Source organism: Campylobacter concisus, from assembly GCF_002913045.1.
Lineage (GTDB): Bacteria > Campylobacterota > Campylobacteria > Campylobacterales > Campylobacteraceae > Campylobacter_A > Campylobacter_A concisus_AP.
In genome coordinates this window covers 83946-108292 of the sequence record NZ_PPAF01000038.1, presented here as the reverse complement: position 1 = coordinate 108292, position 24347 = coordinate 83946, and the positions used below count along the sequence as shown (strand labels likewise).

Here is a 24347-nt window from a genome sequence, read left to right as displayed (position 1 = left end):
AATGATTTAGCGATATATAATGATTAAGGCTAAGCTAAAGATATAGTTTGAGATATCTGTAAATTAATATAAAATTAAACAACAATCTACAAAAGGTTAAATTCCCTCGCCCGTCAAATTTAGGCGAGAGAAATTTGCGCCCTACTCGGCGTTTTCGTTAGCCTGTTCCGAGCCAGACTCGACCTCATCGCTAAAGTCGGCTAGGCTTAGGCGTTTTAGCTGGCGGTAGCGTCTTTGCGCGTCGGCCTTGTTTTTAGCTAGCAACTCGTCTGCGTGCTGCGGATTTGTCTTTTTAAGCGAGTTGTAGCGAACCTCGTTTAGCAAAAACTCCTCGTAAAGCGACCAATCAGGCTCTTTTGAGGTCATTTTGAGCGGATTTTTGCCCTCTTTGATTAGGCGCGGATCGTAGACATAGGTCGGCCAGTAGCCACACTTGGTCGCGAGCTCACCTTGATCGCCGGAGTAGGCCATGCCGCCCTTGATACCGTGCGCAATACACGGCGAATACGCGATCACGAGGCTAGGTCCGTCGTAGGCTTCGGCTGCAGCGATGGCTTTTATCGTGTTTGCCTGGCTCGCATTTGAGTTGATTTGAGCTACGAAGATGTTTCCGTAAGTCATCGCGATGTAGCCTAGATCTTTTTTCTGCATCGGCTTGCCGCTAGCGGTAAACTGCGCTATCGAGCCCGCGCGGCTTGATTTTGAGCTCTGGCCGCCGGTGTTTGAGTACACCTCGGTGTCAAGTACGAGTACGTTTACGTTCTCGCCGCTAGCTAGCACGTGATCAAGACCGCCAAAGCCGATATCGTACGCCCAGCCGTCGCCGCCGATGATCCATTGGGATTTTTTGACGAGGTATCTTTTTAGCTCTAAAATTTCTTTTACGCCCTCTACGCTTAAATTTTGCTCCAAAATCGGCGTTAAAATTTTAGCGATTTGCGTCGTTTTCTCGCCGTCGTTTTTGTGCGCGATCCAGTCGGAGTATAGCGCGGCTAGGGCATTTGGCGCGCTGTCTTTGGTGCGTAGCATGACGTCTTCGATACGGTGACGCAGCGTCTCTACCGCGACGTTCATACCCATGCCAAACTCTGCGTTATCCTCAAACAGCGAATTTGCCCACGCTACGCCCTTGCCCTCTTTGTTCGTCGTATAAGGCGTCGAAGGCGCGCTACCGCCGTAGATCGAGCTACATCCGGTGGCGTTTGCTACTATCATACGGTCGCCAAACAGTCTCGTAACAAGCCCGATATAAGGCGTCTCGCCGCAACCAGGGCATGCGCCGTGAAACTCAAATAACGGCTGCGCAAAGCCCACGCCCTTGACGCTATCTTTGCTCATCAGGTCGTCTTTGTAGGTTACTTTTTTAAATAAATAATCGGCGTTTTCCTGCTCGTTTTTCTCCATTTCCTCGGCTAGAGGTACCATGACGAGCGATTTTTCCTTGCTCGGGCAAATTTGAGCGCACAGCTCGCAGCCGGTGCAGTCTAGAGGGCTTACTTGGATTTTGTATTTTAGCCCTTTTATCTCTTTGCCTTTGGCGTCTAGGACGTGATCTTGCACGGTTTGCGGCGCGGCAGCGAGCTCGTTTTCGTCGATTAGAAATGGCCTGATAACCGCGTGCGGGCAGACGAAGGCGCACTGGTTACATTGGATACAGTTTTCCTCGATCCATTTAGGCACCATCACGCCGATGCCGCGTTTTTCGTACGCCGTTGTGCCTGATTTAAAGTGTCCGTCTTCAAAGCCCACAAACGCCGAAACAGGCAAGCTATCGCCCCTAGCGGCATTGATAGGCTTAACGATTTTTTCTATAAATTCGTCGCCGACGTATTTTTCCTCGTTAGCGGCGTCATCCGTCAAATTTGCCCAACTAGGGTCGACCGCGACCTTAACCAGTCCGTCCGCGCCCATATCTATGGCCTTGTAGTTCATCTCCACGATCGCTTCGCCCTTTTTGGCGTAGGCTTTATGCGCGTACTCTTTCATGTATTTTTGCGCGTCGGCAAACGGGATAATGTCCGCAAGCTTAAAAAACGCCGACTGCATGATGGTGTTCGTGCGGTTTTTTAGCCCGATCTCGCGAGCTAGCTTGGTGGCGTTGATGATGTAGAAATTTACCTTTTTGGCGGCTAAAATTTTCTTTACTTTATTCGGCAGTTTAGCAGCCGTCTGCTCGGCGTCCCAGATTGAGTTTAGCAGGAACGTCCCGCCCTCGCGGATACCGTCTATGACGTCGTAAATTTCAAGATACGCCGCGACCGAGCAAGCTACGAAGTGCGGATTTGAGACAAGATAGGTCGAGCGGATAGGGTTTTTGCCAAAACGCAGGTGCGAGCGAGTGTAGCCGCCTGATTTTTTACTATCGTAGGCAAAATACGCCTGCGCATAAAGCCCGGTTTTATCGCCGATGATTTTGATTGAGTTTTTATTGGCTCCTACGGTACCGTCCGCGCCAAGGCCGTAAAACAGGCACTCTTTAACGCTTGCATCGCTTAGCGAAATTTTCTCGCCGACTTTTAGCGAGGTGAAGGTCACGTCATCCTCGATACCGACGGTAAAGCCGTTTTTTGGCTCGCTTAAATTTAAATTCTCAAAAACCGCCAGCATTTGCGCAGGATCGACGTCTTTTGAGCTTAGGCCGTAGCGACCGCCCACGATCACGGGCTGATTTTTTCGTCCGTAAAACGCCGCCTTAACGTCCAGATATAGCGGCTCGCCGAGGCTTCCCGGCTCTTTGGTACGGTCTAGCACGGCGATCTTTTCTACCGTTTCAGGCATCACGTCAAAGAGGTATTTTAGGCTAAACGGACGATATAGATGCACCTTTAGCACGCCTACTTTTTCGCCCTTTGCGCGCAGGTGATCGACGACTTCTTCTAGAGGTTGCGTGACCGAGCCCATCGCGACCACGACGCGCGTAGCATGCGGATCGCCGTAATAATTAAAAGGACGATAGTCGCGTCCAGTGATTTTTGAAATTTCTTTTAGATACTCCGCTACGATATCAGGCACCGCATCGTAGTAGCGGTTGGATAACTCGCGCGTCTGGAAGTAAATGTCGTCGTTTTGAGCCGTACCGCGAGTTTTCGGACTCTCCGGGCTTAGAGCCTCGTCTCTAAATTTTTGCAGCGCCTCGCGGTCAAGAAGCCTATCAAAGTGCGCGTAGTCAAGCACCTCGATCTTTTGTATCTCGTGGCTCGTGCGAAATCCGTCGAAAAAGTGCAAAAACGGCACGCGACCCTTGATCGCCGCTAGGTGCGCTACGCCGGCGATATCCATGACCTCTTGCACGGAGCCGCTTGCCAGCATCGCAAAACCCGTTTGCCGACAGGCATAAATGTCCTGATGATCGCCGAAGATTGAAAGCGCCTGAGCCGCGATAGAGCGCGCGCTCACATGGATGACGCCGGGTAGCAGCTGGCCTGCGATTTTGTACATATTCGGGATTTTTAGCAAAAGCCCTTGCGAAGCCGTGTATGTCGTAGTTAGCGCGCCTACTTGCAGCGAGCCGTGTACGGTGCCCGCAGCCCCGCCCTCGCTTTGCATTTCGACGACTTTAACCGGCATGCCGAATAGATTTTTCTTGCCCTGAGCCGCCCACATATCGGTGTAATCAGCCATCGGCGAGCTAGGAGTGATCGGGTAGATGCCCGCAACCTCCGTAAATGCATAAGCCGCATGCGCCGCAGCCTCGTTTCCGTCCATAGTTTTCATTATTTTAGCCATTTTTCCGCCTTAAATTTTCTTATGTTTTTTAAAAATCTTTTATTATAGAGATAGTTTCCAAAATCTACTATTAATCTATGTCATTAATAAATTCTGAGGATTTTGCCTTTTGAATTACTAACTTTAAGTAAAATTCCATTACCGTAATGAAAAAATTTAAGGATAAAATTTGATAAGTGTTCATAGGGTAGCCTATTTAAGAGTTATAGCTCTTGCTTTTTGTGCTTTTATATTTAACACTACTGAGTTTGTTCCAGTGCCACTTTTAAGTGATATTGCAAAAGATTTCGATATGAGCACGGCTGATACTGGTCTTATCATCACGATTTATGCGTGGAGTGTCACGATACTCTCTTTGCCACTTATGCTTTTGACTGCAAATTTAGAGCGAAAATCTCTTCTTTTAAAGGTTTTTATCGTATTTGTTATAGCTCATACGCTTTGTGCCTTTGCTTGGAATTTTAAAATTTTAATTGTTGCTCGGTTGATGATAGCTATTGCTCATGCCATTTTTTGGGCTATCACTGCTTCACTTGCTGTTAGACTAGCTCCGATAAATAAAAGCTCACAAGCTCTTGGATTACTAGCTCTTGGCACATCGCTAGCGATGATACTTGGTCTACCACTTGGAAGAATTTTAGGTGACGCACTTGGTTGGCGTGTGACTTTTGGGCTGATCGGAATTTTTGCTGTTGGTGTTGGAGCTTGGCTATATAAAATTTTGCCACTTCTGCCAAGTAAAAACTCAGGCTCACTTAAAAGCTTGCCAGAGCTTGCAAGAAATGGCCTTTTAATGGTCGTATTTTTACTAACGGCAATTATCATAAGTGCGCATTTTAGCACCTATAGCTACATTGAGCCATTTGCAAAAGATATCAGTTGCTTTGATGGAAAATTTATCACAATATTCTTGCTTATATTTGGCGTTGCTGGTGTAGTTGCAAGCCTGCTTTTCTCTAAATTTTATAAGATTATTCCAAATGCATTTTCAGCAATTTCTATTATGCTTATTTTATGTTGCTTGCTTGTGTTAAATTTTATTGCTAAAAATGAAGTTTTAATGCTAGTCTTGGCCTTTATTTGGGGGCTTGGCATAGCTGGTGTAAATATGAGCTTTCAAATAAAAGTGCTAAATTTAGCCTCAAATGCAACTGATGCTGCAATGGCGATATTTTCGGCTATTTATAACATAGGCATCGGAGCAGGAGCGCTAATAGGGCATCAGACGATAGTTCATTTAGGTGAGCAAAATATCGGCAATGTCGGTAGTTTTTTTGCCGCAAGCGGACTTATCATATTTTTGTTTGCGGTATCTAAGGTTAAGAGAATTTAGATGTTTAAATATCTAAGTAAAACGTTACAAATTTCTACATATAAGTGATAATAAATATCATAACTAAGAAAAATTTTAGTTAATCTTCCTTATAATCATTATCAGAAAATGAATAAATTTTAGGAGCTTATTATGTCAGTTTTAGTTATCGGTGCAGATGAGATAACGCCTATCAAGGCAGTTTTACATGATTTGGGAGCTGAAAAGATAGAGCACTGGGATGCTAGAAATGAAAACCGCGTAAATCGCAAGCCAATCCCTCAAGATACCGAGTGCGTGGTGATGCTAACTAGCTTTTTAAACCACAACACTATGAAGACTATTAAAACTCAAGCAAAAAAGAGAAATATTCCAATTGTTTGTGCAAAAAGAAGTGTTAGCTGCGTATTTTGCGAGTATTGCAAGGTCTTTGGGCTAGATAAGGAATTTGGATGCAAAGAATAATCAATGAGATTCGGGCTTTTATCAGATATTGGCGAAATAACTCCAAATATTTTTGCAAAGCTTGATAGGCTTTCGCGTGCAAAAATTTTTATTGCACTTTATAATTCTGGCGTAGAAAGTGAGCTAAAAATACCACTTTCTTACGCTAAATTTCTAAATTTTAAAGAAATTTTTGAAGCTAGGATAAATTTCCTGCTTCGCGGAAAATGTCTAAATTTTAAGCCAGCAGATCGCTTTTGTTTTTCATCAAATATCATCATAAATGCTTATTTAAAAGGCGACTTTTCAAAGATCAAATTTATAGCAAAAGAGCCAAGAATGGCGGCTGCAAAGATGATAAAAATGCTTTATGCAAGTGGGAAATTTGAGTTTTGTATCGATGCGGCACAGATGTTTTGTCAATTTGTTTATGATAAAATACGCCTCCGCCATCAAGACAAAGAGGTCGTGCTAAATGGTGGTGTCATTTCGGTCAAAAAAGATGGTAAAAATTTGCTCAGTGTCATGCCAAGCTTTAAAAAAGTGAGCTTTGATGATATGAGAAATTTAAACGACGATATAGATAGAGCTGTCGGTGTGCTTGGTCACGAGTGTGAGATGGTTTATATCGTTTTTCCTAGAAATGAGGAATTTAGGCGACACGTTGAGGTTAGGCACTGTTATGCGAGAGGTTTGATCAAGCTTGTGCCTTATACGATTATTAGTAAAATTTTTTAAAAAGGATAAAAATGATAGGTATAGTTTATGGAAGCAGCATGGGAAATACCGAAGATGCAGCAAAACTTATAAGTGAGGGTCTAGGCCTTGAAAATGAGCTTTTAAACGTTGCTGATGTAGACGCAGCGAAGATAAATAGCTTTGATAAGCTCATCCTTGGTACATCAACCTGGGGTAGTGGTGATCTTCAAGATGACTGGGACGCGTTTGACTTTAAAGCATTAAATCTAAGCGGAAAAACAGTTGCTGTTTTTGGCATGGGTGATAGCGAGAGCTACTCTGATGAGTACTGTAACGGCATGGCAAAGCTTTATGATGAGGTCGTAAAAGCTGGCGCAAAGGTAGTTGGTGAGGTTAGCACCGATGGATATACATTTGATGGTTCTGATGCTGTAAGAAATGGAAAATTTGTAGGCCTAGCACTTGACGCTGACAATCAAAGCGACAAAACTGAGGGTAGAATTTCAGCTTGGATAGAGCAGATAAAGCCTCACTTTGCTTAATGTAATTTTAGCTAGATTTTCTAGCTAAAATTTTCATATATCCATAGCCGAGATGAAGCTTTTTATTCTTTCGTTTTGGCTATTGAAAAACTCATCTACCAAGCCATCAAATGCGATCACGCCTTTGTCTAAAAATAAAATTCTATCAGCTATCTTTCTAGCAAAATTCATATTATGAGTGACAATGATCATAGACTTTTTCTCTTTTGCAAGAGACAAAATAACCTTTAAAACTTCAGCCTCAAGCTCTGGATCAAGCGCACTTGTAGGCTCATCAAGCAGTAAAAAGTATGGATTTACAGCTAGCGCTCTAGCGATGGCCACGCGCTGTGCTTGTCCTCCTGAGAGCCTATTTGGATAGGTATCTTCTTTGTGGCTAAGCCCCACTTTAGCTAAAAGCTCTTTTGCCTCTTTTATCGCTTCGTTTTTATCCTTTTTTTGAACGTATATCGGAGCTTCGGTGACATTTTGAAGCGCTGTTAGGTGCGGGAAGAGGTTGAAGCTTTGAAAGACCATGCCTGTTTTTTTACGAATTTCTAAAAGCTTTTTTGAGCTAAGCTTCTCTTTAAAATTTACAGCTCTGTCATTTATCTCTAAAACACCACTTTGTGGGATCTCAAGTAAATTTATACATCTAAGAAGTGTTGATTTACCACAACCAGATGAGCCAACTATCACGGTCGTTTGTCCTTCTTTGAAGCTTGTGTTTATGTTATCTAGCACCAAATGATCGCCGTAAGATTTGCTTATATTTTTAAAATTTATAGCCATTAGACATACCTTGAGACAGCTTTTTCAAGCCTTGATTGAAGATAGGTTAAGAGTGTGCAAACCACTAGATAGATAAGTGCTGCTAGGATGTAGAGGATGAGTGGCTCAAAGGTTCTTGCTGCGATCCTTTGAGCGACCATAAACATATCAACCATCGTTATAGAAGCCGCTAGTGAAGTGTCTTTAACAAGGCCTATAAATGTGTTTGAAAGCGGTGGGAGCGAGATCCTCACTGCTTGAGGTGCGATGATACGCTTTAAAATTTGATAGTGCGTCATGCCAAGCGATGTGGCAGCCTCCCACTGACCTTTTGGCACAGAAAGAATGGCAGCCCTTACGGACTCAGAGGCATAAGCACCCACGTTTAGACTAAATGCGATAGTGGCCGCACTCCAAGTATCAAGCGTGATGCCAATGCTAGGAAGCCCGTAAAATACGATGAAAAGCTGCACAAGAAGTGGCGTGCCACGAAATATCCAAACGTAGGTAGCAAATATAAATTTTAAAATTTTTATATTTGAAAGCCTCGCTACTGCTGTGATAATGGCGATGACAAGCCCTAGCGAAAACGAGAGCAATGTAAGCGGGATCGTCACCTTTAAAAGTGCAATGATCATCGGTAGCGTCGAGCTTGAAACAAGCTCGATCACTCTATCTAAATTTTCCATTTTTGCCTTGTTGGTTTATAAATTTATTTTGAGACGTCTTTGCCAAAGTAGCTTTTTGAGATAGCTTCTAGTTTGCCCTCTTTTGAAAGCTCAGTTAAAGCATTTGAAATTTGCTCTGCAAGCTCGGCATTGTCTTTCTTAACAGCTGCTGCTGTGTAGTCTTTTTCATCAAGTGAGGCAGCTATCTTTACAGGCGCGTTTGGACGCTCTTTTATGAAGTCGTAAAATACGATATTGTCTCTTACGACAGCATCTACGCGTCTTGATATAAGAAGCTCCATACTTTTAGCAAAACTATCTGTTACGACGTGCTCAGCACCGTATTTTACGGCGACTTTCGCCCAGTTGCTCGTAGCTGAGTCGGCATTTCTTTTGCCTTTTAGATCAGCAAAGCTTTTTATATCGTTATTATCTTTTCTAGTGATGATGGCACCAAATGTTACAGTATAAGGCACCGAAAAAGCATATTTTTTCTTTCTCTCATCAGTTATGCTTACTTGATTAAATACAACATCGGCCTTACCAGCGTCAAATGCAGCTAGCATCGCATCCCAAGGAGCTGTTAGAAACTCAACTTTTAAATTTAGTTTTTGCGCTACCGCTCTTGCGATATCTACATCGTATCCTACTAGCTCATTTTTATCATTATAAAATGTAAAAGGAGCGTAAGTACCTTCAGTTGCTACTGTTAGCACGCCGTCTTTTATAGTTTTTGCTTGTAAATTTAGAGCCATTGCAAGCACAGCTACTACTTTTAATAAATTTGTAAATTTCATTTTAATCCTTTATTTTGAAATATCTTTTCCAAAATATTTCATCGAAATTTCGCTTATCTTACCCTCGGCTTTTAGTTCATCAAGCGCTTTGTTTATCGCTTCTAGTAGCTCAGTGTTGCCTTTTTTAACGATTGCAGCTGTTGGCATCGGCTCGTTGCTTGTGTATGCGATTTTTAGTGGCGCATTTGGGCGTTGTTTGATGTAGTCAAAAAATGTAACGTTATCGTTTATCGTATCATCAGCTCTTTTTGAGATGATAAGTTCCACGCCTTTGCTAAAGCCATCAGCCACAACCACTGTTGCACCGTTTTTCTCGGCTATCGCCGCCCAGTTGCTAGTTGCAGAGTGCACGCTTTTTTTGCCCTTTAGATCAGCAAAACTTTTGATGTCGTTATTGTCTTTATGCACGACAATTACCGGATATGGCATAGTGTAAGGTACGCTCATACCATATTTTTTCTTTCTATCATCAGTTATACTTACTTGATTAAATACAACATCGGCCTTACCAGCATCAAATGCAGCAAGCATCGCGTCCCAAGGAGCTGTTAGAAACTCAACTTTTAAATTTAGCTTTTGCGCTACTGCTCTTGCAATATCTACGTCATATCCTACTAGCTCGCCCTTTTCATCATAAAATGAGTAAGGTGAGTAAGTACCTTCAGTTGCGACGGTAAGTTCGCCTTTTTTGATAGTTGAAGCATTTAAATTTAAAGCTAAAAAAGCACCTGCGATCAAGCCAAAAATGGGCTTAAAATTCATTGATTCTCCTTATTTAGAAATATCTTTGCCGAAGTATTTAAGCGAAATTTCGCTTAAAGCTCCTTCTTTGTTAAGCTCATTTAGGGCAAAATTTATCTTAATTAGCAGCTTTTTGTTACCTTTTTCTACGTTATAGCCCATTTGTTCACTATTTGTATGGCATAATCTTTTATGATCTGTCAGTAAAATTTTGTAAAGGCAGAATTTAGCAAACAATCGCACGAATTGCACCAAATTTAAAAAGCAATAGAAATTTTTATACAAAACTCTTTGCAAAAAAATAAAATCAATAGCAGAATTTGCAAAAAAATTTTCAAGATTTATACAAATGTCAGTTGCAACTGCGACCTGGCGACCTGGATAGTATTTTGGCGCTATTTTATCACAAAAAAGAGAGCGGCGCCTCACTCCGCTAGAAGCGAGACCGCTAGAGCTTTTACCCCCTTAAAATCAACCTTGCCACTTGCAAGTGTTGGGATATCATCAACGATGAAGATATAGCTTGGCATCATTATAGGAGCAAGGCTGCTCTCTTTTAAAATTTGTTCAATATTTTCAGGCTCTGTGCCACTTTTTACTAAAAGTGCGATCGCTTCGCCCTTTTTGCTATCTGGCACGTTTGCGCTGCTAAATACAACATCGCCCCCAAGCACCTTTGCAAGCTCTTCTTCGACGCTTCCAAGACTTATCATCTCGCCGCCTATCTTGGCAAATCTTGAATACCTATCGACGATAAAAACAAAACCGTTTTCATCTATGTGGCCTTTGTCGCCAGTTTTATAGTATCTTACGCCGTCAATGTGCGTGATTACATCGCTTGTTTTGGCTTCGTCGTTTAGATAGCCCTTCATTACCTGCGAGCCGCCGATCACTATGAGACCGTCTGTGCCAGTTTCTAGCTCTTCAAGAGTTTCTGGGTCGATTATTTTTATGATGGTGCCAGGCAGAGGCATACCAACGCTACCAGGTCTATTAAATGTAAGCTCTTTTAAGCTCTCTTTTTCTAGGATATTTGGCATATTTACAGCAGCTACCGGCGCCGTTTCGGTCGCGCCATAACCTTCATAAATTTCTATGCCAAATTTGAGCCTAAACTCGTCTTTTATCTCAGGTTTTAGCTTTTCAGCCCCAGCTACGACCATTCTGGCACTTTGAAACATTAGCGGATGAAGCTTTTTATTTCTTGTGTAGAGCCTAAAGAAGGTCGAGGTGCCAAAGATGATGCTAACGCTGTGCCTTGCAGCCATTTTGCCAATAGTTGCTCCATCTGTTGGGTCAGGCACGCTTACCATTTTTATGCCCTCGCAAAGTGGCATGAGCGTGGTGACCGTTAGTCCAAATGAGTGAAAAACAGGGAGTGAGTTTAAGATCACGTCATCTTTTTTGAAATTTAGAAGTTCGCTTATTTGCTTAATATTTGCAAGTAAATTTTTGTGGCTTAGCTCGATACCTTTTGGCTCGCCCTCGCTGCCACTACTAAATAAAATGGTAGCTGTATCCTCTAAGCTTACACGCTTAAAATAGCAAAGCTTAATAAGCCAAACTGGAGCAAAAAAGGCAGTTAAAAGCGCTAAAAATTTCTCTTTTTTTGAGACGCTGGCTGAGAGATCTTCTGCAAATTTAGCCTTGCCGCTCATCGCATCTTTTAGATCAAAGCCCTTAAGTGCGAGCTTTTCAAGAAATTTGCTAGAGGTGATCACTGTGTTTATATTTGCCTTTCTTAGGGCGTGATTTAGCGAGGTCTCATTAAGTGTATAGTTTAAATTTACACTCACTTTGCCCATGGCAAGAAGCGCCATATTGACGATAGCTGCGATGCTTGAGCTAGGTAGCAAGATGCCTATATTTTTCTCATCTTTTAGCTCGCGTTTGAAAATTTTGATAAAGACTAAAACGGCTGTTATAAATTTCAAGTTGCTTAAATTTAGCCCAGTGCTGTCGCTCACGCACTCTTTAAATTTGCTCTCTTTTGCGTTATTTAGCCACTCGCTTGTTAGTGGTTTTTGCCTTGAGATAAAGCTCTCCCACGATGAAAAGCTAAGCTCAAGCACCTTTTGCTTCATCTTTGCAGCGTTTATAAATGTGGTTATTGGTTTGCCAAAAGCGACGATGATGTCACGTCTGCCGTTTTTAGAAGTGAGGTCTTTATAGAATTTACTAGCTCTTGAAAAGCTAGATCCCCAAAGGCCACGAAGGTAAAAAGGCACGATGCAAATTTCTTCCAGATCTCTGATGATAAGCTCAAAGCCCTTTTGAAACTCATTTATCTGGCCGTTGTAGCTGATGTGCCCCTCTGGGAAAAGTGCGACCACTTCGCCATTTTTTAGGCACTCACGCACAAGCTCGATCGACTCTTTGCTAGCCCCTGCGCCTATTGGGATTACTTTAAAAAATTTAAAAATTTGCTTTAGATACCATTTGTTATAGATCGTTCTATACATGACAAATCTTATGCCTCTTGGGCTTGCAGCTTGAAGCACGAGCCAGTCGATCCAGCTAATGTGATTGCCAAGAAGTAACGCGCCGCCACTTTGTGGTAAATTTTGAAGCCCCTCAACGAAAAATCGGTACTTTGTCTTTAAAAATGGCAATAAAAGTAGCCTTGTAAAAAGGTGCGGAAGCTGCAAAATAGCGTAAAAACTACCGATCAAACAAACAAGGGCTGTAAAGACAAAGAGCCCAGTGGTTGAAATTTCAAAATATACTAAGCCTATGCCAATAGCTAGAAATAGCAGCATTGAGACGTTTTGTAAGAAGTTGTTTGCCGCCATTATCTTGCCGGTGGTCTTTTGCGGGGCAAAGTACTGGATCATCGCATTTAGCGGTACTATAAAAATTCCACCAAAAAAGCCAAATGCAAATGAGCTAAGGCTCACTACGCCAATGCTTGAGCCAAATGCGAAAAATAAAAGCGAAAAAAATATACCAATAGCGCCCATCGGCACGATGCCAAGCTCGATGTGAAGCTTTGACATAGAGCCAGCCACGTATGAGCCAAATGCGATGCCTATGGCGCTTGCTGCAAGGATCGCCTGCACCGCTAGCGAGCTGTCGTCGTTAAAAACGGCTTTGTAATGAGCCGGGAAAGCTGCGATGATGATCTGAGAAATTCCCCAAAATATACTAAGTCCAGCGATGCTTAGCCAGATATTTTTATCTGACCTTACTTCTTTTAAATTTTCTCTTAAATAGCTAAGGCGAATATATTTTTTAATATCAAAATTTTCGTTTGTTTCGTCTTTTTCATCAATGCAAGGTAACTTATAGGCAAAGTATGCTTCAAGCGCGCTAAAAACAACCAAAAAGATGCCGATAGGATAGACGCTTTTTAAAATTTCTTCTGAGTTTTCACCTTGAATGTATAAATTTTCAAATATAAATGAAAATAAAAATGAGCTAAAAAGTATCGCAACGATGGTAAGTGCTTGAATGATGCCATTTGCTGTGCCAAGGCGCTCAGGGCCGACCAGGGCTTTAATGATGCCGTATTTTGCTGGTGAGTAGATAGCACTTTGGGCGGCTAGTATGAGCGTTAAAGCAAAGGCTACGCCAAAAGCGCCTGCAAGATAGCTAAAAAGCACCGCTACACTGATAATAACGCCAAAAATGGCACAAATTCTTATGACCTTTATTTTTGCAAATTTATCGTTTATAAAGCTTGAGGGCGAAAATAAAAAGATAAATGGCAGCAAGATCATTGCGTTTATGACGGCTGTTAAGATAAAAAGTATGTCGCCATCGTATGTTTTTAAAAGAACATTTTGTATGGTGATTTTGTGTGCTAGATCGACGCTTGCATTTAAAAATGCGATCGCAAGGTAGGGCAAAAAGCCAGCAACTTTTAATAAACTCATCATAGAAATACCTTTGTGATTTTAAAAATTTTGTAAATCTAACAGCAAAATATTTAAAATATTATTAATAAAAAACTCTACATTAAATTTGGTAATAAAAATTTTTAAAAAATTTAAATTTTATATGCTTTTGGATAAAATCACGCAATCAAAAAATAGGAAAAATTTATCATGAACTATGAAATAATCGTCGTTGGCGGCGGACATGCAGGCATTGAGGCAAGTCTTGCGGCTGCTAGAATGGGCAAGCAAACTTTACTGATCACGATCTTAGCCGAGCAAATAGGCGCTGCAAGCTGTAATCCAGCCATTGGGGGCCTTGCGAAGGGACATCTTGTAAAAGAGATCGACGCACTTGGTGGCCAAATGGGACTTACAACTGACGCTGTTGGTATCCAGTTTCGCGTGCTAAATGAGAGCAAAGGCCCAGCTGTGCGTGGTAGCCGCGCTCAGATCGATATGGATAGATATAGAGTTTATATGAGAAATTTGCTTTTAAACACTCCAAATTTAGAAATTTCTCAAGAGATTGCCACTGAAATTTTAAGCGAAAATGGCGAAGTAACGGGCGTTAAAACCCACCTAAATAACATCTATAACGCAAAAAAGGTGATAATCACCACTGGTACATTTTTAAACGGGCTAATTCACGTTGGATTTAATAAGCTAGAAGCCGGACGTGTTGGTGAGCTAAGTGCAAAGGATCTAAGCGGCAGTCTAAGAGAGCTTGGGCTAAATTTAAGCAGGCTAAAGACTGGAACATGTCCAAGGATCGATGCAAAAACGATAAATTTTGAAATTTTAGAAAAGCAAGATGGCGACGCAGAGCCAGTTGCATTTAGCTTTAGAACTAAAAATTTCTCACCAACACAGCTGCCATGCTACATCGCCTATACAAATGAAACCACGCATGAGATAATTCGCTCAAATTTTGACAAAGCGCCACTTTTTACAGGACAGATCGAGGGCATCGGACCAAGATATTGTCCAAGTATCGAGGATAAGATAAACCGCTTTGGTGACCGCGACAGACACCACCTTTTCATCGAGCCTCAAACACTTGAAGCTACAGAGTACTATATAAACGGCTTTTCGACTAGCCTGCCTTATGAAGTGCAAGTGCAAATGCTACGCTCTGTAAAGGGCTTTGAAAATGCAAAAATCGTAAGGCATGGATACGCTATCGAATATGACTACGTCGAGCCAACACAGCTAAAACATAGTTTGGAGACTAAAAAAGCCAAAGGTCTTTATCTAGCTGGACAGATAAATGGAACGACTGGATACGAGGAGGCTGGCGCTCAGGGGCTAATGGCTGGCATAAATGCAGCACTTTCACTTGATAATAAAGAGCCGCTTGTCTTGCGCCGTGATGAGGCTTATATAGGTGTTTTGATCGATGATCTTGTCACAAAAGGGACAAAAGAGCCATATAGGATGTTTACGAGTAGGGCGGAGTACCGCTTGCTTTTGCGTGAGGAAAATGCCATTTTAAGGCTTGGTGGATATGGCCATGAGCTTGGGCTTCTTGATGATGAGACTTTTAATGAAATTGAAGCTATCAGGCAAAATTTAAAAGATGGACTTGCTTACCTTAACAATACTCAAATTACGCCAAGTAAGCAAAATTTAGAGCTTTTAGCTAGTCTTGATGAAGAGCCAATAAGTCAAAATGTTAGCCTTCAAAAGATAGTCGCACGCAAAAGCTTTACAGCTGAGAAACTAAGAAAGCTTGATCAGAAATTTTCAAATTTAGATGATGCGAGTGTGGATCAAATTTTAACCGAGTGTAAATATCAGCACTACATAAATGAGCAAAAAAATCAGATAGAAAAAATGAAAGATATGATGGATGTAAAAATTCCTGAAAATTTTGACTTTAGAGGTGTGAGTGGTCTTAGTAATGAAGTGGTCGAAAAGCTTGAGAAATTTGCACCGCCTACGCTTTTTGCTGCGAGTGAAATCTCAGGTATCACGCCAGCTGCGATTGATATCTTACATATTTATATAAAGATGAATGAGAAAAGGCTTGGCTGATTTTGATTTTTGGTTTAGTTTAAGAAGTCATAAAACCTAAAAATTTTTATCTTAAAATCAAGATTTACGTTTAAGTTAAAATTAACATTATTTTTGCAGATTATATTTAGAAATTATACTTTTTTAATTTTTTGAGAGTATAATCGTTAAGAATTTATTTATAGAAAGGAATTTAATGTCAGTAAAGCAAGAAAGACGTAGCTTTATCGGCCTTGCGTTTGGTGCTGTGGCAGCTGTCGGCGGCGCTATGTCACTAGTGGCTGTTAAAAAGACTTGGGATCCTCTTCCAAGTGTAAAAGCTGCTGGTTTCACAACAGTTGATCTAAGTCCGATCAAAGATGGGGAAATGAGGCAGGTTGAGTGGCGTAAAAAGCCTATTTTCATCCTTAAAAAAAGTCCTGATATGGCTAAAAATGACAAAAGAGATGTTGTCGTAGGGGATGCTAGATATGTAGTTCTTATCGGACTTTGCACGCATCTTGGCTGTATACCTGAGTATAAAGCAAGCAAACAAATGTTTGTATGTGCCTGTCATGGCGGCGAATTTAATGCCGACGGAATGCAAACATACGGACCTCCTCCAAGACCACTTGATATACCACCATTTAAGATCGATGGAACCAAGCTAGTTCTAGGCGAAACAAGCCCAGAATACGAAAAATTAGTAGCAAAAGCTTAGGAGGATAGCAATGTCTTTAGCTCATAAATCAACTGGCGTTATTGACTGGCTTGATCAACGCCTAGCTTTTACAAAACTTATGAAGGTTCTAGTTAGCGAATACTGGATTCCAAAAAATATAAATTTCCTTTGGGCAATGGGCGTTATTTTAACAACGCTTTTTATGCTCTTAATTGTTACTGGTTTTTTACTTTTAATGTATTACAAACCAGATGTAAATTTGGCATTTGATAGTGTAAATTATACTATCATGCAAGAGGTCGAGTATGGCTGGCTTTGGCGTCATATTCACGCTGTTTCAGCTTCTACGATATTTCTTATTATGTATATTCACTTGCTTACTGGACTTTACTATGGTTCATACAAAAGAGGCAGAGAAGTCATTTGGATAAGTGGCATGGTGCTATTTATCTGTTTTTCAGCGGAAGCATTTAGTGGTTATATGCTCCCATGGGGACAGATGAGCTACTGGGCGGCAACTGTTATCACTCAGCTTTTTGGCGGTGTACCAGTTATTGGTGATGCTTTAGTTGAGTGGATTAGAGGTGATTACGCAGTTGGTGACTCAACACTTACTAGATTTTTTATGCTTCATGTTTGTTTATTGCCACTTGTAACAATAGCTGTTTTGGTTATTCACTTCTACTCTTTAAGAGTTCCACACGTTAATAACCTAACAAGCGAAGATATAGACTTTGAAGTAGAGGCACAAGAGTACCTACACGGCGATAGAGCGAAATCTAAAGTTATACCATTTTGGCCAGGATTTTTGGCAAAAGACTTTATGTATGTATCATTCTTTATGATATTTGTCATCTATCTTGTTTGCTATCACTTCAACTTTGCAATGGATCCTATCAACTTTGAGCCAGCAAATCCACTAAAAACCCCACCACATATCTACCCAGAGTGGTATTTTTTGTGGCAATATGAAATTTTACGTGGCTTCTTCTTTGATATCGCTGGAATTTCTGCTTATAATATCGGTCTTATCGCGTTTGCGTTTGCAGGTGTTGCATTTATGCTTATACCTCTTCTTGATAGAAGCGACCTTGTAGCTCCAGCTCACAAAAGACCACTATTTTTTATATGGTTTTGGGTCTTAGTTGTCGATCTTATCGTTTTATCTATATATGGCAAACTCCCAACAGGTGGTTATAATGACTGGATAGGATTTTATTCATCATTGCTATTCTTGTTCTTATTTATAATTGCATTGCCAGTTATAACAATACTTGAAAGAAAGAGGGGCTAATTATGAAAGAGCTTAAAATTTTTGCCATTGTTGTTATTCTTTCAGGTGTTTTATATTGGGGTATCGAGCCTTATGCTCACACAAAGCTTCACCCTCATACTGCAAATGCCGAATATAACTTTTCAAAAGAAGATACTGACTATGCAAAGCACTTTTTAGAGCAAAAAAAGACAGCACTTGAGACTGCTAAGGCTAGCGGAAATAAGGCAAGTATAGATGCGGCCACAAAAGATGTAGAAGTAGCACAAAAAATTCTTGATGACTATACAGCATTTTGGAATGACATTAACTCTATTGATCTTACAAAAGGTGACGCTACAAAGGGTGCTGATACTTTTGTAGCAGCAGGATGTACAGGATGCCACGGTATAGAAGCAGCAGGTATGCCAGCTGGTATGGATGCTGAGACAGCTAGTCAAAGCTTTGGTGTAGTGCCACCAGATCTTAGTACCGCTGGTAAAATTTATGATGATAAATTCTTGGCCGCACTCATTAAAAATCCAAATATGGCTTTAAAGCTAACTCATAAATTTAACGACGAGCATCCATTCCCGATGACTGCATTTATGGGTGCTGGTGGCGATATAAATGCTGAGACTGCCGATATAGTAGCTTATTTGAAAAAGGTATCTGCTGATTATGAAAAGGCAAATAATAAGATCACTGAAGAAAAGGTTTTCGCTGATGCATGTCAAAGATGTCATGATATAAAATATGACAAAAAATATGCATTTAGCAACAAAGTAAGCCTTGCCGCTTATATGGGCTCAAACCCACCTGACCTATCGATGATGATCCGTTCAAAAGGCGATGAGTATTTACATAAATTTATAAACGATACTCAAAAGATGTTACCAGGCACTGCAATGCCAAGAGTTGGTTTAAATAAAGCTGCTGAAGACGATGTGGTAGCTTATATCCAAAAAGTAGGTGACAAGAAGAAGGCTGAGCGCGAGAGTACAGGGCTTTATGTCATGATCTACTTCTTTATATTAGGAATTTTTGCTTGGCTTTGGAAACGCAAAGTTTGGAGCGAACTCCACTAAAATTTAAGAGCCTCTTTGGCTCTTAAATCCTATCTGGTAATTTTACATATATAAATAGGTATTCTTTAAATTTGTTTTTGTAAATTTGATCAAATGCTCTTACAAATTTTAAAATCTTACTCACTCGCATTAGCAACTTACCAAATTCAGGTCTCGTTATTACTTGCCACTGAATTTGGAAGCGTGATATGCTCGCTCATAAATTTTAAAATTTGCTAAACTTTCATTCGCTACCAAGAAACGACTCCTAAAATTACTCGTTTATGAAATTTTAAAGATTTGCCTAAAACCTAAAGCAGTAGTATGCCTATGCCACCATGTAAGCTATGAATGCACAAGCGTTTTGGTAGAAATATAGAAATATATACGAGTTCAAGAAGTCACCCCAGGTAAATAAATTTATATTTTAAGCAAATCACTCACCAAAACCCACCAAATTCCACAGAAATAGTAAAATTTAGCTCCGCATCAAGCCTATTTAAAACTAAATTTCTTTGGCGATCTTGCTCATTTTATTGGGCAGTTTTTCACGTTCATTTGGCTTTAGGTTGCCGTATTGAAGCTTTGTTATCATCTGCATAAAGTCAAATTGTTTAAACATTTGCGCATCGCTTTTTAACTCTTTTTCTAGCTGTTTATAAATTTTTTCAGTCTCTTTATTTGCTTTTTCTAAATTTTGTAAAAAGCTTCCAGTTGCGCTCATATCAAGGTCGTTTTTTGCAGCTTTATCGATGATATTTTTTAGATTTGCTAAATTTTCAGAAATTTTCATCAGCATTTCCTTTTGGATTTTAAAATTTAGAGCAAATTTTATTCCTAAATTTTCTCCCACCACTTTTTCCTAGGCTGATTTTGTGCGGTGAAAACTTCTCCGATCATCGGCGTTGCGTAGTTTAGCTCAAGTTTTGTCGCTGCCTTTTCAAAACGCTTGATCGGCTCATCCCAAGCGTGATAAGATAGATCAAATTTGCCCCAGTGCACCGGCATACCAAGCTTTGCACCAAGATCTTTTAGTGCTTGCGCTGACTCCTCTGGCTTCATATGCACGTAAGGCCAGCCATCGCCGTAAGCACCATTTTCGATAAAAACTAGATCAAAGGCGCTAAATTTCTCATTTATCATCTTAAAATGCTTGCCGTATCCGCCATCTCCGCTAAAATAAAAGCTAAAGCCAGCCTTTTGAGCCGCCCAGCCACCCCAAAGCGTCGTATTTCTTTTAAATGTGCGCCCACTAAAGTGCCTTGAAGGACAAAACGTGAAGTTTAAATTTCCTATTTTTTGATCACCAAACCAGTCAAACTCATAAATTTTGTCTTTATCAACGCCCCATTTTACAAGGTGAGCTTTTACACCAAGCGGCACTAGAAACTTGCAAATTCTATCTTTTAGCTCAAGGATCGTTTTGTAATCAAGATGATCGTAGTGATCGTGCGAGATGAGGGCGATGTCGATCACATCTGGGTAGTCACTAGCGGCGATAGCATAAAAGGGCTTACCGCCAATTGGCAGTGGAAATGCTCGGTGCAAAACTGGGTCTGTGATGATGGTTTTGTCATCAAGCTTACAGATGAGGCTAACGTGCCCAAGCCAGATAAACTCGCCATTTTTGAGGGCTTTTGCATCAAATTTTAAATTTGGCAAAGGTTGCTTTGGTAGCTTGCCCTTTGGTGGAAAGAGCGCTTGCAGGACGAATTTTGTCATAGATGCTTGCGGACTTTTCTTTACCATATCAATTGTCGGCTCTAAATTTATAAAAACTTTGCCGTTAAAATTTGGCGAAGCCTTTATCAGCTTTTGGCTTTTAATATCTGGCACGCCACCAAAAACTGGGGCAAATCTCATAAATACAAAAACTGCAACAATAAGCAAAAGTATAACTATAAAAATTCCCATAAAAAGCCTTTTAAATTTAAAGGTCGGATTATATTTTAGATTTTTAAATTTCAGCTTTATTTAATTAACCCGAGCTTAAATAATTAACTTGTAAATTTAAACTTAATTAAGATATTTTTACTCTTTATAGGAAAATTTTATTAATAAATATTATCCTTTAGCAAATAAACATACCTAAAAATCGATATTAAGTAGATAATCTTAAAGATATATAAAATAAAAATTTAATTCTAAAAATACAAAATTTGTCAGATAGATGACGGAATTTATTCATTGTAAGTTATAGAATTATTACAAAAATTAGGAAGGAGCGTTTGAGATGTTAAATAAAAATTTAACTATCTCTATTTTGGTGACTAACCATCACTTTAAAAGTGAGCAGGGCAGTTTGGCCTTGTTTAATGGGAGGAATTTATGAAAAAACATAAATTTGTGATTGCCGATTATAAACGCTGTATAGGATGTGCAACCTGCATGGCTGCATGTTTTAAGAGCGCTTATGAACGCGGCAAGCTGTCACGTGCAAGGCTAAGTGTGCTAAGAGAAGCTACTGGCGTTATGCCAACTCAGTGCAGACAATGCGACGATGGTCCTTGTGCGAATGTGTGTCCAACTGGGGCATTGCGATTTAATGATAATTGCATCGAGCTTCACGAGGAAATTTGTATAGGCTGTAAGATGTGCACGATCGCTTGTCCTTACGGTGCAATAAGCTCAAGTGCAGAGCTTATGCCTTCAGTAAATTACGCTGTCGAGCCAAAGTACAACCTTGAGATAGAGTCACAATCAGGTGCAAAAAATATCGCTGTTAAATGCGATATGTGCTTTGGTCGTGAAAATGGACCAGCTTGCGTTGATGTCTGTCCAACGAGTGCTCTTGTTATGATTGATCCAGAAGAGGGTAAACATAAACTTGGCAAGAGGATAGATTATGAAGCAGCGAATAAATTTGCTACTAAAATTTTAAACGGACAAGGAGCATAAGATGACTACGGTTTATATGCTATTTCTTGTAAGTGCCGTCGTTAGCATCTTGCTTTATTGTGCTCCAAAGGCCGCTGTAAAGGTTGGTTTTGGTCTAAGCGCTTTAAGCTGTTTTTACGCGATGTGTCACTTTGTTGCAAATATGGGAGTAAGCGATAGTTTTGCTCTTGCGGATGGCTTTTTATATTCGCCAAAATTTGCGCTAAATCCACTTGGAAATTTCTTTAGCTTTGTCGTTGTTTTCATCGGATTTGCAAGTAGCGTTTATGGTATGAGCTATGCAGATGAGTACATCAAAAAAGCAAACGTTGGCGTATTTGCATGTTTGTTTAATACATTTATACTCTCAATGCTTCTAGTAATTAGCGCTGATAATGTATTTTGCTTTGTCGTTTTATGGGAGCTTATGACTCTTATCTCATCGTTCCTTATCATAGTAAATGATGGCAAAAACACTTTAAAAGCGGTCATGGTATATCTTGGTATCGCACAAATCGGTGCATTTTGTATCACCTGTGGCTTGCTTATCACTGCATACTACGCAGGAAGTACAGAATTTAGTGCGTTCATGGGTGTTAAGATGCCATTTGGCGCTTCTGTTGCTACATTTATACTATTCCTAGTTGGATTTGGTAGCAAAGCTGGTATGTGGCCATTTCACGTTTGGCTTCCACAAGCTCACCCAGCAGCCCCATCAAACGTTTCAGCCCTTATGTCAGGCGTTATGATTAAAGTTGCTCTATTTACACTAGTTAAATTTACACTTTACTTACCACTTAGTACATATTTTGGACTTACAATACTCGCTCTTGGTGCAGCTAGCTCACTATTTGGTGTTTTATACGCTCTTTGCCAACACGACTTTAAAGCCTTGCTTGCTTATCACTCAGTTGAGAACATAGGCATCATCTTGCTAGGTCTTGGCACAGGAATTTACGGCGTTGCAGCTGGAAATTTAACACTTGCAGCAGTAGGTTTTCTAGCAGGTTGCTACCACGTAGTTAACCACGCTATATTTAAAGGTCTACTTTTCCTTTGCGCTGGTTCGGTTATCCACGCTACTCATACACAAAATATGGACATCCTTGGTGGTCTTGCTAAAAAGATGCCATGGACAAGCCTTGGTATGTTTATAGGTATTATGGGTATCGCAGCTTTACCTCCAGTAAATGGCTTTGTTTCAGAGTGGTTTACATATCAAGGTATGCTTCAAGGCGCGATGGGCGAGGGAACATTAGTTAGATATGCATTTACGCTTGGCGTCGTAGCTCTTGCACTAACAGGCGTTTTAGTCGGTATGCACCTCAAACTTTACGCTGTTATCTTTGCAGGTACTCCAAGAGATCAAAAAATTTGGGAAAATGCTAAAGAGAGTCCAATAGGCATGGTTCTTGGTATGATCATCCTAATGATAGGCTGCGTTGGCTTTGGCCTTGGCGCAAACTACATAGTTGATTACATCATGCAAGCTGTAAATTCTATCGCTATAAGTGACTATAAAGCTAGCCTTGGAGCTATAAATGTAACTTCACCAATAGGCAGTATGATCTCAACTCCGCTTATCGCTTTAGTTTTATGTTCGACTATGATTTTGCCATTTATCATCCTTGCTGTTATGAAAGCAAATAGAGATAAACCACGCGAAACTGATCCTTGGGCTTGTGGCTTTAAATATAGCTCACGTATGCAAATGACAGGTGGTCCATTTACAGGCGATCTTAGAAAGATCATGCAATGGCTATTTAGAGCTGATAAAAAGATCGTTACTAGAAATTATTTTGACGCGGTTGAATATCACAACCATCCAAAAGATATCTGGTGGGGAATGTTTTATGAGCCAGTCATCAAATGGTGTATGAAATTTGCTGATAAACTTGGCATCGTTCAAAGCGGATATACAAACGTCTATACGCTTTATATCCTAGTTTATTTATGTGCCATACTTGCTGTGGGCTACTTTTTAGTTTAGGAGACGAAAATGCAAACTATACTTTTAATGATATTTCAAGTAGTCGTTATCGTTTTGGTAGCTCCTTTGTTTGATGGTATGGCAAGAAAACTAAGGGCTAGACTTCAATCAAAACAAGGTAGCGATTTCTTTCAAACATATCGCGATATTATAAAACTCTTTAGAAGAGGAAGAACCGTGCCTGAGTGCTCTCACTGGGTATTTAGATGGGCTCCATTTTTCCTTTTTGCAACTTCAGCTGCAGTGCTAGCTGCTATACCTATAACATATAGCAAAGATACTGTTTTTGGAGCATATTCAGATATATTTGTGATCCTTTATCTTGGTGCATTGCTTAGATTTGTATTTGGTGCAGCTTCAATGGATAGCGGCAACCCATTTGCAGCAACAGGCGGCGGCAGGGAGCAAATGCTGGGCGTATATGTCGAGCCAGTTATGATCATGTGTCTAATCGTAGTAATGCTTGCAGCTAAAACATCAAATTTAATTGAGATCCAAGAGATGGTAAAAACCGGTGTTATCGGATATCAAATCCCAAGCTTTGCCGTAGCTTCTATCGCATTTTTATGGTGCATGTATGTTGAGACTGGCAGAAAACCATTTGACGTAGCTGAAGCAGAGCAAGAGCTTCAAGAAGGCTTGCTTGGCGAGTATGCAGGTAGCGACCTTGGTTTAGTTCAAGCATCACTTATATTAAAACAGTTTGCTATGATCGGACTTTTCCTAACTATATTTGAGCCATGGAATTTTAGCAATCCTTTCTTAGCTATCATCATTTTTGTGATAAAAACCGGAGTATTTTACGTAGCGGCTGTCTTTATAGACAACTTTGGTCCACGCTTTAAAATGACTTCATCTTTACGCAAAAATGCGCTTGGTGCACTTGCTATCTCGTTTGTTGCACTAACACTTTATGTAGTAGGAGTGTGA

At 40.4% G+C, this 24347-nt stretch carries 20 protein-coding genes; 11 read left to right on the top strand and 9 right to left on the bottom strand.

All coding sequences use genetic code 11. The annotated features are described in order from the left end of the window. Nucleotides 1-141: 141 nt before the first annotated feature. Nucleotides 142-3726: a pyruvate:ferredoxin (flavodoxin) oxidoreductase gene (gene nifJ, locus CYP43_RS07725; protein WP_103583126.1), complete on the bottom strand. Its 3585-nt coding sequence runs from the start codon at nucleotides 3724-3726 to the stop codon at nucleotides 142-144. A 169-nt stretch (nucleotides 3727-3895) separates the two neighbouring features. On the opposite strand from nifJ, the gene CYP43_RS07720 reads away from it, so the two are divergent. The 4 genes from CYP43_RS07720 to fldA all read left to right on the top strand — a co-directional run bounded on the left by CYP43_RS07720 (nucleotide 3896) and on the right by fldA (nucleotide 6723). Then, nucleotides 3896-5059: a sugar transporter gene (locus tag CYP43_RS07720; protein ID WP_103583125.1), complete on the top strand. Its 1164-nt coding sequence runs from the start codon at nucleotides 3896-3898 to the stop codon at nucleotides 5057-5059. Between the two features lie 132 nt (nucleotides 5060-5191). Further along, on the top strand, nucleotides 5192-5503 hold the full coding sequence (locus CYP43_RS07715; protein WP_002939277.1) for a DUF2325 domain-containing protein: 312 nt from the start codon (nucleotides 5192-5194) through the stop codon (nucleotides 5501-5503). 3 nt (nucleotides 5504-5506) lie between these two features. Further along, nucleotides 5507-6220, top strand: a complete 714-nt coding sequence (locus CYP43_RS07710) for a UDP-N-acetylmuramate--alanine ligase (RefSeq protein ID WP_103583124.1) — start codon at nucleotides 5507-5509, stop codon at nucleotides 6218-6220. An 11-nt stretch (nucleotides 6221-6231) separates the two neighbouring features. Further along, on the top strand, nucleotides 6232-6723 hold the full coding sequence (fldA, locus tag CYP43_RS07705; protein ID WP_103583123.1) for a flavodoxin FldA: 492 nt from the start codon (nucleotides 6232-6234) through the stop codon (nucleotides 6721-6723). Between the two features lie 33 nt (nucleotides 6724-6756). Here the strand turns inward: fldA and CYP43_RS07700 are convergent, their stop codons facing one another. The 6 genes from CYP43_RS07700 to CYP43_RS07675 all read right to left on the bottom strand — a co-directional run bounded on the left by CYP43_RS07700 (nucleotide 6757) and on the right by CYP43_RS07675 (nucleotide 13557). Beyond that, nucleotides 6757-7494, bottom strand: a complete 738-nt coding sequence (locus CYP43_RS07700) for an amino acid ABC transporter ATP-binding protein (RefSeq protein ID WP_103583122.1) — start codon at nucleotides 7492-7494, stop codon at nucleotides 6757-6759. Next, a complete protein-coding gene (locus tag CYP43_RS07695; protein WP_021088124.1) occupies nucleotides 7494-8162 on the bottom strand; it encodes an amino acid ABC transporter permease in 669 nt (222 codons plus the stop codon). The genes CYP43_RS07700 and CYP43_RS07695 overlap by 1 nt, the downstream gene beginning before the upstream one ends. Before the next feature lie 23 nt (nucleotides 8163-8185). Further along, the gene (locus tag CYP43_RS07690; protein WP_103583121.1) at nucleotides 8186-8938 is read right to left on the bottom strand and encodes an amino acid ABC transporter substrate-binding protein; all 753 of its coding nucleotides are present in this window, start codon (nucleotides 8936-8938) and stop codon (nucleotides 8186-8188) included. A 9-nt stretch (nucleotides 8939-8947) separates the two neighbouring features. Then, nucleotides 8948-9700 carry an amino acid ABC transporter substrate-binding protein gene (locus CYP43_RS07685; protein ID WP_103583120.1) on the bottom strand — a complete coding sequence of 251 codons (753 nt, stop codon included), beginning with the start codon at nucleotides 9698-9700 and terminating at the stop codon, nucleotides 8948-8950. 9 nt (nucleotides 9701-9709) lie between these two features. Beyond that, nucleotides 9710-9931: a transporter substrate-binding domain-containing protein gene (locus CYP43_RS09750; protein ID WP_258032190.1), complete on the bottom strand. Its 222-nt coding sequence runs from the start codon at nucleotides 9929-9931 to the stop codon at nucleotides 9710-9712. A gap of 173 nt (nucleotides 9932-10104) precedes the next feature. Further along, nucleotides 10105-13557, bottom strand: a complete 3453-nt coding sequence (locus CYP43_RS07675; protein WP_103583119.1) for an acyl-[ACP]--phospholipid O-acyltransferase — start codon at nucleotides 13555-13557, stop codon at nucleotides 10105-10107. A 168-nt stretch (nucleotides 13558-13725) separates the two neighbouring features. On the opposite strand from CYP43_RS07675, the gene mnmG reads away from it, so the two are divergent. From mnmG to CYP43_RS07655, 4 genes are all read left to right on the top strand, one after another. Next, nucleotides 13726-15591 carry a tRNA uridine-5-carboxymethylaminomethyl(34) synthesis enzyme MnmG gene (gene mnmG / locus CYP43_RS07670; protein ID WP_103583118.1) on the top strand — a complete coding sequence of 622 codons (1866 nt, stop codon included), beginning with the start codon at nucleotides 13726-13728 and terminating at the stop codon, nucleotides 15589-15591. A 175-nt stretch (nucleotides 15592-15766) separates the two neighbouring features. After that, nucleotides 15767-16270, top strand: coding sequence for a ubiquinol-cytochrome c reductase iron-sulfur subunit (gene petA, locus CYP43_RS07665; RefSeq protein ID WP_021091707.1), 504 nt, complete (start codon nucleotides 15767-15769; stop codon nucleotides 16268-16270). A 10-nt stretch (nucleotides 16271-16280) separates the two neighbouring features. Then, the gene (locus CYP43_RS07660) at nucleotides 16281-17525 is read left to right on the top strand and encodes a cytochrome b (protein WP_084041924.1); all 1245 of its coding nucleotides are present in this window, start codon (nucleotides 16281-16283) and stop codon (nucleotides 17523-17525) included. A 2-nt stretch (nucleotides 17526-17527) separates the two neighbouring features. After that, nucleotides 17528-18571 carry a c-type cytochrome gene (locus CYP43_RS07655; protein WP_103583117.1) on the top strand — a complete coding sequence of 348 codons (1044 nt, stop codon included), beginning with the start codon at nucleotides 17528-17530 and terminating at the stop codon, nucleotides 18569-18571. 484 nt (nucleotides 18572-19055) lie between these two features. Here the strand turns inward: CYP43_RS07655 and CYP43_RS07650 are convergent, their stop codons facing one another. Together CYP43_RS07650 and CYP43_RS07645 are read right to left on the bottom strand one after the other, a co-directional pair. Further along, nucleotides 19056-19343: a hypothetical protein gene (locus CYP43_RS07650; protein WP_103583217.1), complete on the bottom strand. Its 288-nt coding sequence runs from the start codon at nucleotides 19341-19343 to the stop codon at nucleotides 19056-19058. 44 nt (nucleotides 19344-19387) lie between these two features. After that, complete coding sequence (locus CYP43_RS07645; RefSeq protein WP_103583116.1) at nucleotides 19388-20464, bottom strand: MBL fold metallo-hydrolase; 1077 nt, start codon at nucleotides 20462-20464, stop codon at nucleotides 19388-19390. Between the two features lie 414 nt (nucleotides 20465-20878). Here CYP43_RS07645 and CYP43_RS07640 point away from each other — a divergent pair, with 414 nt between their 5' ends. From CYP43_RS07640 to CYP43_RS07630, 3 genes are read left to right on the top strand one after another with little or no spacing between them, the layout of a single operon-like run. Then, nucleotides 20879-21448 (top strand): 4Fe-4S dicluster domain-containing protein, encoded by a 570-nt coding sequence (locus CYP43_RS07640; RefSeq protein ID WP_021091760.1) that lies wholly within the window; start codon nucleotides 20879-20881, stop codon nucleotides 21446-21448. 1 nt (nucleotide 21449) lies between these two features. Next, complete coding sequence (locus CYP43_RS07635) at nucleotides 21450-23417, top strand: proton-conducting transporter membrane subunit (protein ID WP_103583115.1); 1968 nt, start codon at nucleotides 21450-21452, stop codon at nucleotides 23415-23417. A gap of 9 nt (nucleotides 23418-23426) precedes the next feature. Continuing rightward, nucleotides 23427-24347 carry a respiratory chain complex I subunit 1 family protein gene (locus CYP43_RS07630; RefSeq protein ID WP_072594545.1) on the top strand — a complete coding sequence of 307 codons (921 nt, stop codon included), beginning with the start codon at nucleotides 23427-23429 and terminating at the stop codon, nucleotides 24345-24347.